This window comes from Tychonema sp. LEGE 06208 (genome assembly GCF_015207505.1).
Lineage (GTDB): Bacteria > Cyanobacteriota > Cyanobacteriia > Cyanobacteriales > Microcoleaceae > Microcoleus.
This window is the reverse complement of sequence record NZ_JADEWT010000148.1, coordinates 1-13809: the sequence shown is the minus strand read 5'-3', so window position 1 is coordinate 13809 and position 13809 is coordinate 1. Positions and strand designations below refer to the sequence as shown.

The 13809-nt window shown below is 44.4% G+C and carries 12 protein-coding genes and 1 pseudogene; 7 read left to right on the top strand and 6 right to left on the bottom strand.

The features are described from left to right. The 3 genes and pseudogenes from IQ263_RS25630 to IQ263_RS25620 all read right to left on the bottom strand — a co-directional run. Positions 1-678 (bottom strand): annotated as a pseudogene (locus IQ263_RS25630) (transposase); the annotation flags it as partial. Between the two features lie 92 nt (positions 679-770). After that, positions 771-1118, bottom strand: coding sequence for a GAF domain-containing protein (locus IQ263_RS25625; protein ID WP_228050361.1), 348 nt, complete (start codon positions 1116-1118; stop codon positions 771-773). A gap of 1037 nt (positions 1119-2155) precedes the next feature. After that, a complete protein-coding gene (locus IQ263_RS25620) occupies positions 2156-4051 on the bottom strand; it encodes an ATP-binding protein (protein WP_194070920.1) in 1896 nt (631 codons plus the stop codon). A gap of 109 nt (positions 4052-4160) precedes the next feature. On the opposite strand from IQ263_RS25620, the gene IQ263_RS25615 reads away from it, so the two are divergent. Then, positions 4161-4484: a hypothetical protein gene (locus tag IQ263_RS25615; protein WP_194070919.1), complete on the top strand. Its 324-nt coding sequence runs from the start codon at positions 4161-4163 to the stop codon at positions 4482-4484. 573 nt (positions 4485-5057) lie between these two features. Here IQ263_RS25615 and IQ263_RS25610 read toward each other — a convergent pair. Beyond that, positions 5058-5285, bottom strand: a complete 228-nt coding sequence (locus IQ263_RS25610; protein ID WP_194011332.1) for a hypothetical protein — start codon at positions 5283-5285, stop codon at positions 5058-5060. Positions 5286-5310: 25 nt separating this feature from the next. Next, positions 5311-5628 (bottom strand): hypothetical protein, encoded by a 318-nt coding sequence (locus IQ263_RS25605; RefSeq protein WP_194070918.1) that lies wholly within the window; start codon positions 5626-5628, stop codon positions 5311-5313. Positions 5629-5647: 19 nt separating this feature from the next. Between IQ263_RS25605 and lepA the strand changes: the two genes are divergently transcribed. The 4 genes from lepA to IQ263_RS25585 all read left to right on the top strand — a co-directional run bounded on the left by lepA (position 5648) and on the right by IQ263_RS25585 (position 10727). Further along, positions 5648-7462 carry a translation elongation factor 4 gene (lepA, locus tag IQ263_RS25600; protein WP_194070917.1) on the top strand — a complete coding sequence of 605 codons (1815 nt, stop codon included), beginning with the start codon at positions 5648-5650 and terminating at the stop codon, positions 7460-7462. Between the two features lie 152 nt (positions 7463-7614). After that, a complete protein-coding gene (locus IQ263_RS25595; protein WP_194070916.1) occupies positions 7615-7791 on the top strand; it encodes a hypothetical protein in 177 nt (58 codons plus the stop codon). A 403-nt stretch (positions 7792-8194) separates the two neighbouring features. After that, positions 8195-9145, top strand: a complete 951-nt coding sequence (locus tag IQ263_RS25590) for a UDP-glucuronic acid decarboxylase family protein (RefSeq protein WP_194070915.1) — start codon at positions 8195-8197, stop codon at positions 9143-9145. Between the two features lie 193 nt (positions 9146-9338). Then, complete coding sequence (locus tag IQ263_RS25585) at positions 9339-10727, top strand: UDP-glucose dehydrogenase family protein (RefSeq protein WP_194070914.1); 1389 nt, start codon at positions 9339-9341, stop codon at positions 10725-10727. Positions 10728-10893: 166 nt separating this feature from the next. On the opposite strand, the gene IQ263_RS25580 is transcribed toward IQ263_RS25585, so the two are convergent. Continuing rightward, the gene (locus IQ263_RS25580) at positions 10894-11364 is read right to left on the bottom strand and encodes a hypothetical protein (protein WP_194011320.1); all 471 of its coding nucleotides are present in this window, start codon (positions 11362-11364) and stop codon (positions 10894-10896) included. 281 nt (positions 11365-11645) lie between these two features. Between IQ263_RS25580 and IQ263_RS25575 the strand changes: the two genes are divergently transcribed. Further along, a complete protein-coding gene (locus tag IQ263_RS25575; protein ID WP_194070913.1) occupies positions 11646-11864 on the top strand; it encodes a helix-turn-helix domain-containing protein in 219 nt (72 codons plus the stop codon). A 479-nt stretch (positions 11865-12343) separates the two neighbouring features. Continuing rightward, the coding region (locus tag IQ263_RS25570) for an NACHT domain-containing protein (RefSeq protein WP_194070912.1) at positions 12344-13809 on the top strand (1466 nt) is incomplete at its 3' end.

The window sequence follows — 13809 nt, the reverse complement described above, 5'->3', positions numbered from 1 at the left end:
AATCCTTAATTTGCTAATCAAATTTAAATCTGCATCCCGTACAGCATTCCAGAATTTTAAGCGACAATAATAACCATCAGCTACCAAGTAACGGACAGAATCTGGCAACAAAGAACGAGTTTTTTTTAAAGGTTGAGCATAGTCATCAACTCTTGTTATTTCAGGCGTTAAGCTTAATAACTTCTGTTTTTTGCCAAGTTTTTTTGAATTATTTTTGACTTGAGCAGTTAGGGGATTTTTCGGTAGTTCTGTGGTCGGACGCAAGGGCATTTGTTGTACACTTAGGCTATAAGATAAATGAGTTTCAACTTCGACCACAGAAATTACAGAAATTTCTAATCCCTCTTCAGGTCTGCCAGCTACACCATTAGAAAAACTAGCTTTGCCTTCAGTTTTTGTACCACTTTTGGGGATAAAAGAACAATCGATAACGGCAATAAGTGTTCGCTGACGATCTAAGGCTTTATTGAGAAATAATTTATTAAATGCGGGAAAATCAAAGCTTTTGAAAAAGTGGCGACGATAGGTTTTTTCACTCAAACAGCTATAACGACTCAGATTGGTAAAATTAACCTTGTCATAAACAAGCAATATGGTGGAAAATAAAATCCCCATAAACTTCTTTTGAGCTTGACTAATATCGGGTATTTGTTGTAAAATAGATTCAAGAATATTCATGAGGCAGTTTTTTAAGTTCGTGTGTTTTTTGAGCTTAACCTAAAAATTGCCTTTTTTTTGATTTTTGATTCAGATTCCAATAACTTTTGTAGCTAGGCGAGCCTCGCGTCCCTCTTCCAAAACTGTCCGAAGTATTGTTTAAAGGACTCTATTACCACCGGTTCGAGGGTGGCTAGAGATTGAATGAAATGAGGTGCTGACGTCAGCGAGATTTCCATTCCCAGCATGGGTAGAAATGGTTCTTGACAGTATTCAGTAGCTACTTTGACTTGCAGGCTAGAATTTGGGTAGGGACACATGATGCAACGGCTGACGCCTAGTGTTTGTCCCAGACTGTTAACTGTTTGCTGCCAAATAGTATCGAGATCCAAGCTTCGACGAATCTTTCTGCCAATTTGGAGTAAAAGTTTTTGCGATTGAGCTGATATTTGCTGATTCATAGCAACCCTTTTTGTACCAGACTAGCAACCAGTTTACCACTGCACCCATAGAGCAGGAATTTACTGAATTTGCCCGACTCCGGCTGTCCTACTTGGGACTTACGTAATTACACTCAAATTTTGACACAGGCAGTTAAAGATTACTACCTAGTCTCAGTTGCTTTACAGGGTCTTTATGATTCTCACATACAATTTGGAGTGCCAAGTTTTCTCGATGGTCGTTTGCATTAGAGGATTGGCAACCTTAATCAGTCCTATAGGTTGACATTAAGTTTTTGTAAGGTGGGCTATTTGAGGGGTATATTCGGCTGTGTAAATCCTCATGGAGGCTGACACAGAGGAGCTTTGAGCCGTACCCATCGGATTCGGGTGATGGAAATTCTGGGTGAGACCCCTCATCGACGGGGGCGATCGATCTGAGTCCAAAACACCAAACGATATCAATTCCGGTTGCACTCGTTATGATGTTAACTGTTAACTGTTAACTGTTGACTGTTAACTGTTGACTGTTAACTCTTGACTGTTGACTCTTGACTGTTGACTGTGAATTTACTATTCCGATGAAAAGAGGATTTGAGATGAGGGAGTTTGACTGCGGATAAAGTAAAAATTAATACTGCTGTTGGCAATATAGTTTGTGTGCGATAAAATCACCTAATATCGATAACTTTTATTGACGAGACGGAAGTAATATTAATTCCGGTTGTACTCATACATGATGTTCACTGTTCACTGTTCACAGTGAATTTACTATTCCGATGAAGAGATGATTTGATATAAACCATGCACGAATAGCTATATTTTACTTATTTCCTATTCCTGATTCCTGATTCTTAATTCCCTCAAGATCCATCCTTGAAACTTGTTAAATATCCGTAAGTTTGCTATTGCCTATCCTACAGATAAAGGTTTTGTATCCAAGACTATAAATCCTTCTTGCTTATTCCTGATTCTTCCTATCGATTACCTCCGTTAAATATTGTATACTTCGATTACGCTGAACTTCTTTCTTCCTTCAATGTGCCGATTGCCCCTAGTTAATTTTTAAAGAGTGGTTCTTGATAAAGCGGCACAGTAAAAGTAACAGTCGAACCTAGTCCTTCCCCCATACTGTAAAAATTTACTTTACCCCCCATTGCTTCTATTAGTCTTTGAGAAATAGCCAATCCTAAACCAGTGCCGCCGTATTGCCTGGTGCGATCGCCGTCCACTTGAAAAAACGACTCAAATAATTTATCTTGTTTGTCGAGAGAAACCCCAATTCCAGTATCAGCAACTCGGATTTTCACCATTCCGGGAAACTGCTGGTTGTAAAAAGTTACCTTTTTTTTGATAACTTCGACACTGATGCGAATTCCCCCTTCTCGGGTAAATTTAATTGCGTTGCCGCTGAGATTCAATATTACCTGAAGCAGGCGTTGGTAGTTGCCGTATACCACAATTTCGTCCTCGGCTGCGGGGATTTGAATTTGAAATTGCAATCGCTTTTGCTGCACTTGAACTTGTGTAAAATTCTCAACTTGCTGCAACAGTTCGCCGAGTTTGACGGGAGCGAAGTCTAACTCCATTTTGCCGGCTTCGATTTTAGCGATATCCAAAATATCGTTAATCACATTGAATAAGTGTAAGGCCGATCGATAAGCTTCTTCGATAAATTGGTGTGCTTCTTCGGGGTCATCGGCCATGCCGTCTAGAAGCAGTTTCAGGAAGCCGAGGATGCCGTTGAGGGGCGTGCGGAGTTCGTGGGAAGTATTGGCAAGAAATTGACTTTTAAGTTGAGAAAGAGCGACGGCTTCGGCGCGGGCTTGTTCTAATTCTTGGTAAAGTGTAGCGTGGGCGATCGCGCTGCCGACTTGAGCGACTAACTCGCGGGCGAATTCGAGCTCGATTGGACTCCAAGAAGGGGAACTGCCGCAGCGGTGCAAACATATCAGGGCATTGGGTTGTTCTTCATAGGAAGTAGCTGCTACGAGCGCGGAATGGCGATCGAACGGATCGGCGACGGGGGAGGCGTAATCGACTGCTACGGGTTTTAAAGTGGCTAAAGTTTGAATCCACCCAGGCTGTTCGGCGGCGCGGAGTTCTAATCCGAGCATCGAAGAGTAAGGTTCTTGCCGGTACTCAGCTACTACTTTAAAAGTTTTCGATTGGAGACTGTCGATTTGATTTCTCGAAAGCGGGGGCGAGCAATCGCTGGCAATTAATTCTTGTAATTCGGGGGTACAGACTGGAAAATTGTGTTGATTTTCTGAGGCTATGTATGGCGAAAATTCGATTATTTCACTTTGTTTGTGGGAGGAGCAGATGATGCAGCGACTTGCATTTAAAATTTGACCAAAACTGTTAGCTATTTGCTGCAAAATCGTCTCTAGATCGAGAGTTTTATGCAGATTTTTAGCGATTTCGGAGATAATTTTGCGGTCGATTTCCGAGTAGGAAGGGAGGCTGATACCGATGCGATTCGCTGAATACAGCATTTGTTCGCGATCGTCCGGGGTAGATGACAATGCTGGATCTGGGATGAATTCTGGGGCATCTGCCGACAATTCTGCGGGTTTGTCAGACAGCAGCCTTCCCATAACTAAGACTTTTGCAGCTTTACCGTTTGAGTCGATCGCCGGAGTGACTGTCAAATCGAACAGAAAATATTGTCCGGCGTGACAAAATGGATAGCTGAACCGTTGCGGTACAAGGGTTTCGATCGCCCGCTGCAGCAGATCGAGATAAGGTGCGGGGGTGATTGGTTGCAGGGTTTCGCTGAGGGGGCGATCGACAATTTGTTCTGCACTGAGGTTGTACTGTTCGGCTTTTTGCCAGTAAAAAGATAGATATCGACCCGTTGCGTCTTGGGTAAATACTAATTCTGCCCCTAACTCTTCAAAAAAGGCTGTAGAGGCGAGGCTCGATCGCCGGAAATCCGTGTTAGAGTCCATCAGATTAGGGATAAAAGTAATTCGGATTTTTGAGTATTGAGTTTTTATAGCAAGAAGCAGAAGGCAGAAGGCAGACTTCTGTTGCAATCGATCGCATGGGGAAAGTGCAATGCGAGAATGTCCTAACCGTCAGAGCGGTGGCGATCGTTTAAAACTCAAGACTCAAAATTGTTTTGGGCTTCGATCGTTAAGTTGTGAGTTATGGAAGAAGAAAGAAGGAAGTTCGGCAACGGATTGTGTAACGGATGTCAGGGATTTCAGTCCGATGGAAGTCGGAAGATGGAAGATGAATTCGCTTGTTTTGGATTTAACGGATGTAACGGATAGGAAGAATGAAAAAGCAATCTTCCTATCGTGTTTTAGTAATGGCAAAACCTCCTATTTTTCGGGCGCGTTTGCTATATCGAGCCAATACAAAAATGTTGGTTTTTAAATTAATGATTCATAGCTGGCAACTCACAATTTACAAATTTTTTAGGCTGATTCCATTGCGTTTTGAGTTATATCGTGTCCTGTCGATTGACCGAGCTAAAATTGGTTCATAGTGCGGACGACCGTCCGTTTTCTGGTTACGGACTCCCAGACGTACTACGAACCATTTTTGTTGCGATCGTAGACCTGACATGATATTATTAATGAGTTTACCAATAATATTTTTTTATTTCTAACTCAACTCAAAACTCAAAATTATTTGCGATCGGCAGTTTTGGGTAATTCAACTATAAAAATTAAGATTTAGGAATTAGTAGCGCGCACGGATTAACGATATAGTTGGAAAATTACGCCAAAATTTGAGGGTGCGAACAAATCAAGCCGGGGAATCGATCGCGCATTTTTTGCTTCATAAAAAAGAAAACTTCCGAGGTTGTGAGTTGGCCGGCGCGAGTTCGGAAAAACCTCTAGCTTTCGCGGCAAAATCTGCCGGTTCTCGAAGCCTGATTTTGGGCGGGCGAGATCTAATTTCACAGCCAGCAGATTTGCGGGCGCTGTCTCGGGCGAGAGAAACTCAGTCGTTCCACTCACCGCGGGGCGGGATTGGGGGGTTGCGGCGCAAGCTCATAGCGCGATCGTCTTCGCGGCGTTCGCCTCTGAGCCACTGCTTGATTGCTGTTTCAATTACTTTGTTGGGGTCATTGGTCAAGTGCTTAATTTGGTCTAGCAGTTCAGGATCGATATGGATGGACAGTTCCACTTTTTCTGATGAACTGTGGGAGGATATACTTGACTCGCTCATAGTTAAAAAATCCTAGTTTTAATTCTTAAGTTTCAATTCCTTCTAGGAATTTACGCTTTTTTGTTGTGAAGGAAGTGTTTTGAAGGAAGTGATGCGTTACTCCTAGTAGAGATTCGCAGCGGATCAAAACCTGTATTTTGTACACCCTGACCGTCCCGCTTCCATAATTTGACCAAATTATCTGGTTGTTGTCAACCGCCAGCTTGTTCTCACCAATGTTTTTGAGGTGGCGAAGGCCCGGGAGTAGAGCAACCTGACTGGATTGGAGGTTTGAGAGGGGATGTTGGCGATCGGCTTTTCCCCAACCGTTCAACAGCTTTCTGTACAATACAACAAAAGTCAATATTTTGCCGATAGGTTTTATGACTAACGTTCCTGTATCTCGCATTCGTAATTTTTCGATTATTGCTCACATCGACCACGGAAAATCCACTTTGGCCGATCGCCTGTTGCAGCAAACTGGGACTGTGCAGGCACGGCAGATGAAGGAGCAGTTTTTAGACAATATGGATCTCGAACGCGAACGCGGCATTACGATCAAGCTGCAAGCGGCTCGGATGAATTATACTGCCAAGGACGGTCAGGAGTACGTGCTCAATCTGATCGACACTCCCGGACACGTAGACTTCTCCTATGAGGTTTCGCGATCGCTGGCTGCTTGCGAAGGGGCGCTGCTGGTGGTTGACGCATCTCAAGGCGTAGAAGCACAAACCTTGGCAAATGTCTACCTTGCCTTGGGAAATAATTTGGAAATTATTCCGGTTTTAAATAAAATTGACCTGCCGGGGGCGGAACCGGAACGGGTAAAAGGGGAAATTGAAGAAATTATCGGTCTGGACTGTAGCGGGGCGATTGAGGCTTCTGCTAAGGAAGGAATTGGTATTGATGAGATTTTGGAGGCGATCGTCGAAAAGGTGCCGCCGCCGCAGGATACTGTTGATAAACCGCTGAGGGCGCTAATTTTTGACAGTTATTACGATGCTTATCGCGGGGTAATTGTGTATTTCCGGGTGATGGACGGAAGTGTTAAAAAGGGCGATCGGGTTTTGTTGATGGTTTCGGGGAAGGAATATGTCATTGATGAATTAGGAATCCTTTCACCGACTCAAGTTCAAGTAGACGAACTGCACGCGGGGGAAGTTGGTTATCTGGGTGCGGCAATTAAGGCAGTAGCTGATGCTCGCGTCGGCGATACGATTACTTTGGTCAAGAAGCCTGCACCGGAGCCTTGGCCGGGTTATACGGAGGCTAAGCCGATGGTTTTTTGCGGCTTGTTCCCGATCGATGCTGACCAATTTCCCGACTTGCGGGAAGCTTTAGAAAAACTCGAACTCAACGATGCGGCGCTTTCCTACGAACCGGAAACTTCAAGCGCGATGGGATTTGGTTTTCGCTGCGGTTTCTTGGGTTTGCTGCACATGGAAATTGTGCAGGAAAGACTGGAGAGAGAATACAATTTGGATTTGATTGTTACGGCTCCTTCTGTGGTTTATCAAGTCACAACAATTAAAGGAGAAGTGTTAACAATTGACAATCCGAGTCACTTGCCAGATCCTCAGTATCGGGAGAAGATTGAGGAACCTTATGTGCGGGTAGAAATGCTGTCGCCGGAAAACTATGTGGGGACGCTGATGGAGTTGTCTCAAAATCGGCGGGGCATTTTTATGGATATGAAGTATCTGAGTCAGGGGCGGACTACGCTGGTTTATGAGTTGCCTTTGGCGGAGGTGGTGACGGACTTTTTCGATCAGATGAAATCGCGATCGCGCGGTTATGCGAGTATGGAGTATCACCTCATCGGTTATCGCGAAAATCCGTTGGTGAAATTGGACATTTTAATTAATGGCGATCCGGTTGATGCTTTGGCGATGATTGTGCACCGAGATAAGGCTTACAATGTGGGCCGCGGTTTGACGGAAAAACTCAAGGAGTTGATTCCTCGCCATCAGTTTAAGGTGCCCATTCAAGCAACTATTGGTGCTAAGGTGATTGCTTCGGAACATATTCCGGCTTTGCGGAAGGATGTGTTGGCGAAGTGTTACGGCGGTGATATTTCGCGGAAGAAGAAGCTGCTGCAAAAGCAGGCGAAGGGTAAGAAGCGGATGAAGTCTGTTGGTACTGTGGATGTGCCGCAGGAGGCTTTTATGGCTGTGCTGAAGCTCGATCGCGATTCGTAGTTTGTATGTAGGTATTTTGTTGGGGACAGGCCGTCGGGCCTGTTCCCAACGGGAGCATCTCAGTTTTGAATTTATAGTGCGAGCTTAAGAGCTCGCGAGTTGTACAATACACAAGCGGGGACGCTCGCACGCTCAATAAAAAAAAATGCTTTTTGCCAAACACCAGATGCTCCCATCGCATTGACGCAGGTGTCAAAGCAGCCATCGCTCAAGCAATGGAAAAACATCGCAGACTAGGACAATCAATTAGAATCTGGCGTGACGGTAAAATCGTGACTTTAACTGCTGCTGAGATTCCACCAAGAGCCGACAGCGACACTGCTTTTTAGCCTTGAGAAACCCGGTTGTTTACGGAAATACTTCATTTGACCCTTTAACAATCGTCAAAAACCCGGTTTTTTGGGTATTTATGCGTAACTCCTTAGATAACTACACACAGAAGCGATCGCATAACAAACAACCAATAATCAATAACTTAAAACTGAATTATTGTCAACAGTATTTTCCCGGAAATATTGAAGCTTTAATAAAAATTGCTAGCTGACATTTGCGAATTATAGCACTTTGTTCAATATATTTGAAAATGCTAAGTTAATTAAAGATTTGATGAAAGAGACGCATAAGTGTTTACATAGGCGATCGCAATTTTGTTATTCTGTTAGCAAGTTTCATTCGATCGACTGAATTTTTTTACCACAGTCCTACCCCCTAAACAGAACGGCAGTTTCCACAATGAGAATTTTAGTCACAGGCGGTGCGGGTTTCCTCGGTTCCCACCTAATCGATCGCTTAATGGCCCAAGGACACGAAGTAGTCTGCCTGGATAACTTTTACACCGGGACTAAACGCAATATCCTCAAATGGCTGGATAACCCCTACTTTGAGCTGATCCGCCACGACATCACCGAACCAATTCGGTTAGAGGTAGATCAGATTTACCATCTCGCCTGTCCAGCTTCCCCCATACACTATCAGTACAATCCTGTCAAGACAATTAAAACAAACGTCATCGGCACGATGAATATGTTGGGATTGGCCAAACGGGTAAAAGCAAGATTCTTTCTCGCTTCCACATCCGAAGTGTACGGAGATCCTGACGTACATCCCCAAACAGAAGAATATCGCGGCAACGTTAATTGTATCGGAATTCGCAGTTGTTACGACGAAGGGAAACGAGTAGCTGAAACCTTATCTTTTGATTACCACCGTCAAAATGGGGTAGACATTCGAGTTGTGCGAATCTTCAATACCTACGGCCCCCGGATGTTGGAAAATGACGGCAGAGTTGTCAGCAATTTTATTGCTCAAGCTTTACGAAATCAGCCGCTGACTGTTTATGGCGACGGTTCCCAAACCCGGAGTTTTTGCTACGTTTCTGATTTGGTAGAAGGATTCATTCGCTTGATGAATAGCGACAAAATTGGGCCGATGAATTTAGGGAATCCAGGCGAATACACTATCTTGGAGTTGGCACAAAAAATTCAAAATATGATTAACCCAGGGGCAGAAATTATCTTCAAACCTCTGCCAGAAGACGATCCAAAACAGCGACAACCAGATATTACTCGTGCTAAAACTTGGTTGGGGTGGGAGCCAACCGTGCCCCTGGATCGAGGTTTAGAATTGACTGTGAAAGATTTTCGCGATCGCATCGAGGGAAACCAACAGATAGGCAGAGGGTAGGCACGGGGGCACTACCCCTACAAGTTGTTCGCAATTAATAATTGAGGACTCTACCAATGACTAATGACTAATGACTAATGACTAATGACTAATGACTAATGACTAATGACTAATGACTAATGACTAATGACTAATGACTAATGACTAATGACTAATTTCATCTGATTAATTCACTAACTTTGAGGACATTTATATGCGTGTTTGCGTCATCGGTACAGGATACGTCGGCTTAGTTACCGGCACTTGCTTAGCACACATCGGACATCACGTTATTTGCGTAGACAACAACGAAGAAAAAGTTAAATTAATGAAGTCGGGACAGTCGCCAATTTTTGAGCCCGGACTGTCTGAATTAATGCACTCTGCCTCTCAATCGGGAAATCTAGAATTTACTTCAGATTTAGCAGCAGGAGTGGCTCACGGAGACATTTTATTCATTGCCGTGGGAACCCCTCCTTTGCCTACGGGGGAAAGCGATACTCGCTACGTAGAAGCTGTTGCGCGCGGCATTGGAGCTCACCTCGACGGCGATTACAAAGTGCTTGTCAACAAATCCACGGTGCCCATCGGTTCGGGGGATTGGGTGCGGAGGATTGTATTAGATGGTTTGGCTGAACGTCAAAAACCTCAAAGCGGTGATGGGGCTACTGGTGAGGAAGTAGCAGCAAAAACTGGCGTGCAATTTGATGTGGTTAGCAATCCAGAGTTTTTGCGGGAGGGCTGCGCTGTTTTCGATACGTTTAATCCCGATCGCATTGTTCTCGGCAGTAACTCTCAGCGAGCTATTGATATGATGCTAGAGTTGTACAAGCCGATTGTCGATCGCAAGTTTGCCGAAAATCAGTCATTGGCGGCAGTACCTGTCGTGACAACAGATATCAGTTCGGCAGAAATGATTAAGTACGCAGCTAATGCTTTTTTGGCGACGAAAATTAGCTTTATTAATGAAGTAGCTAATATTTGCGATCGCGTCGGTGCAGATGTTACCCAAGTAGCCAAAGGTATCGGTTTAGATTCGCGAATTGGCGGCAAGTTTCTGCAAGCCGGCATCGGTTGGGGCGGTTCTTGTTTCCCCAAAGATGTTTCAGCTTTAGTTCACACTGCTGAGGATTACGGCTACGAGGCACATTTGCTCAGGGCGGCGGTGGAAGTTAACGAACGCCAGCGGTTGATTGCTATTGAGAAATTGCAGCAAGTTTTGAAGATTCTTAAAGGTAAAACAGTCGGACTTTTGGGTTTGACTTTTAAGCCGGATACTGACGATTTGCGGGATGCTCCTTCGCTGAATTTAATCGACAATTTGAACCGATTGGGAGCGAAAGTTAAAGCTTACGATCCGATTGTTTCTCAGACTGGGATGCGTCACGGTTTGTCGGGAGTTTTGGTAGAAACAGATCCCGAAAGATTGGCTGATGGTTGCGATGCTTTGGTGTTGGTGACTGATTGGGAACAGTTTCGCAGTTTAGATTATGAAAAAATGGCGAAGTTGATGGATCATGCGGTGATGATTGATGGCCGCAATTTCTTAGATAAGAAGGTTTTAGAAGCGGCTGGTTTCCAATATGTGGGAATTGGAAGATAAGAAAGAGTTTTGAGGATAATCTCAATCCTGTAGGGTGTGCCGCAGCGCACCTTACATTTACTCGAAGATCGGAAAGAGAACAATAGAAGAGGGCGGGCACTCTTGACACCGCCCCTACAGAAATCAAAGGTGGCGAACAATCGCGGGTTTACTCGACGCGACTGCTTTAGAAACTTTCCATTAATGTTTTTTCTTGAGCGTAAACATCGCGTAGTTGTTGCAGTGCTGAGGCTGAAATTACCGATTTAACTGTAGCGACTAATTTACCCCATTCCAGCAAGCTGTCAACTGAAACAGCGGCTTTGAAGTTGTACGTATAAAATTTAGTCCAAAATTCTGGTGCTTGGGTGCGTTTCCAGCGTTTGTACCATCCGAGAAAATCTTGAGCGCAGGCTGGTTTTACTTCTAAGATTGGGGGGAAATCGGCGTAGCTGACGAATCTACTGAGGCCTTTGGCGTGTACGTACACCATGTTGTGACAGCATTCGATGCGGTAAATTTGGTCTGGTGTGATGTTGAATAAAAGCGCTACTGTTTCTTCGGTGACAAATCTCGATCGCGGATTGACGACTGACGATTTGTGAATAATTTTTGATGTGCCGATCGCTAACGATCTTAACTGATTGTCTGATATCATTGTAGCTACATATCCTAGTGGTAGGTAAATCTATCTGTTAGGTGCGAGTGACAGAAATTATCTGTCGGAATTAATTTTAACTGGCGATCGACTTTAGTTTCGCTGACTCAGCCACAAAACGGATACAAGCCCCCACTCCCGCAGCTAACAGCCCCAAATTTTAGATGCTTGTTCCCGATCGTAGATTCCTGTGTGAAATCAATCTAAAATCTCAAATCGACTGACTGACCGATCGCCTTTTGATACAATATACTAAATCCAAAATTTTGTAAATACTGAATATGAGCAAAGGCTTAGTCAGGTTGCGGGTTAGAGAGTTGGCCGCCGAGAAGGGATGGACGCTCAAGGAGGTTGCGGAGCGATCGGGCGTGGGCTACAGTACGATTAGCAATTATGCCCGATCTCAGGGCATGGCGATGGTTGATTTTGCGGCAGTCTACAAGTTGGCTCGCACCTTTGATGTGATGATTGAAGATTTTGTGGAAATCATGGAAAAATAGGTGCTGTTGGGCGATCGAGCATTTGGTAGAGATTGTAGCAGTTTTAAATCGGATAAACAACAGTCCCCAAATTAAGAATCTACAGTGCCGTTTCCCTATCATAAAAACATCCCAAAAACTTGTCGGGGCTGGCTCGGCGACATCTCACAAATCCACGTAAAATACCAAAAACTTGCCCCCACCACACGATCAATTCATATCAACATCTTACCCAATTAATTAATCGTACATTTTAATTACTTGTCGGTGGTGCGGGTTTTTGAGATGATCCATTTTTACCATAAATTGTTAGTTAGGGAAACTCCTAAAAACCGTGAATTTCTATGAATATTTAGTCCTAGGGTGCGTCGGCGAGCGAAAATCCCTAACCAAACATGGAAAATCTCAAATATCCGTACCTGTGCCATCAATCGATCGCAGCCAAAGTCGCCTACAATCAAACTAACCCGCTCCAAACCGGAAATTAGGAGAACCGTCAAATGATAGATGCAGCGCTACTATTGGGAGGGCTTTTCACAGTTGTTTGGCAAGCCATCCTGGGGACTCAAGCCAACGATGCAGCAAAGCACCTCTGTGTGACGGGGATAAAAAAATCATCACGAAACGGTAAAATTGTCAATCACGATTTAGAAAAATCCCTAAAAACATCTTTCCTGAAAGCTCAACAACAAATCGCCTCAGAATGCAAACAGGAAATCGACCCCAAAAATAGCGTTAACCGAGAAAGTTTTAGCTATTCGCTGCAAGATAGGCGCAGGGATTTTGATTGGTTGAAACGAAAGCTAGAACAGCTAAAATTAGATTTAGCCAATGTTGAGAAAGAAACAGTCCCGTCTGGGATTCCCATCGCAAGTTTAGATGAGATAGAATTGCTGCTGACTGCGACAGACGAGTTAAAGCAGAATCGGGTAGCAGAAGTCAAGCAAAAACTGCTCGAAGTTGCCCTAGAAAATTGCGATGTCGCACCATACAAAATTAAGTTAGAGCAAGATTTATTCGCCTTGGTTTCAGCATACTTTGCTCAGGAAATCAAGGAAAATGAAAAGGTTTTTCAGATTGTTACGGGGCAAACTTTGACGCGGATCGATCGCACAACCCAAGAGATGTATGCTTGGCTTGAGGAGATTGTGGAAAAAAGCCGGATTGTTTACCAGCCGATTGACTGGCGGGCTATTTGCCAGGAGATTTTAGACGAGAAAGAACAGCAGCGACTCAGCAGCAATCGGCTAACTTTTGGCAACTATCAAATAGATGATGTTTACGTGCCGTTGGGATTGGTGGAACGGCACAAAGTGACTGAGAAACGCGAGAATCTTGGGGCTGAGGAAGGTTCGGATTTGTATCGAGAAAAAGAAGTTACTCAGACATTTGAACATAGCGAGTTTCTCGAACAAGTGATCCAGCAAGGAAGTAGCCCGAAAAGCAAGGGAAAGCGGTTAGGAATTATTGGGGAACCGGGGGCGGGAAAAACAACGCTGTTGCGGCAGATAGCGAATTGGGTAGCGACGGGCATTTCGGAGGCTATTGTAATTTGGGTATCCTTGGCAGATTTGCAGGGGAAGGAATTAGAAACCTATTTATTTGACAATTGGCTGTTGGCGGCAATTAAGAGGGTTGGGAAGGCTGAGACGACGGCGGAAATTAAAGATGATTTTGTAGCACAATTTAATGCCGAGATCGTTTTGTTGGTGTTGGATGGGGCGGATGAAATGGCTGCGGGTGATGGGAATCCTTTGGCGGAAATTGAGCGGCAAATTAGGACGGGCGGCTGTGTTCAAAGGGCGCGGATTGTGCTAAGTTGTCGGCAGAATGTCTGGGATGCGATCGGTTCTGCGTTGGATACTTTTGATACTTATCGCACTCTGGAGTTTGCCTATCCCGAACAAGTGGAAATGTTCATTGATAAATGGTTTCGATCCCCCACGGGCGGGCACGGGGGAGAGGG

Excerpts from the sequence above, each read along its gene's own strand:
- IQ263_RS25585 (WP_194070914.1), top strand. The coding sequence starts at position 9,339 with ATGCGTGTTTGCGTCATCGGTACAGGATACGTCGGCTTAGTTACCGGC.
- IQ263_RS25620 (WP_194070920.1), bottom strand. The coding sequence starts at position 4,051 with ATGGACTCTAACACGGATTTCCGGCGATCGAGCCTCGCCTCTACAGCC.
- IQ263_RS25590 (WP_194070915.1), top strand. The coding sequence starts at position 8,195 with ATGAGAATTTTAGTCACAGGCGGTGCGGGTTTCCTCGGTTCCCACCTA.
- IQ263_RS25625 (WP_228050361.1), bottom strand. The coding sequence starts at position 1,118 with ATGAATCAGCAAATATCAGCTCAATCGCAAAAACTTTTACTCCAAATT.
- IQ263_RS25580 (WP_194011320.1), bottom strand. The coding sequence starts at position 11,364 with ATGATATCAGACAATCAGTTAAGATCGTTAGCGATCGGCACATCAAAA.
- IQ263_RS25615 (WP_194070919.1), top strand. The coding sequence starts at position 4,161 with ATGCGAGAATGTCCTAACCGTCAGAGCGGTGGCGATCGTTTAAAACTC.
- IQ263_RS25575 (WP_194070913.1), top strand. The coding sequence starts at position 11,646 with ATGAGCAAAGGCTTAGTCAGGTTGCGGGTTAGAGAGTTGGCCGCCGAG.
- lepA (WP_194070917.1), top strand. The coding sequence starts at position 5,648 with ATGACTAACGTTCCTGTATCTCGCATTCGTAATTTTTCGATTATTGCT.
- IQ263_RS25610 (WP_194011332.1), bottom strand. The coding sequence starts at position 5,285 with ATGAGCGAGTCAAGTATATCCTCCCACAGTTCATCAGAAAAAGTGGAA.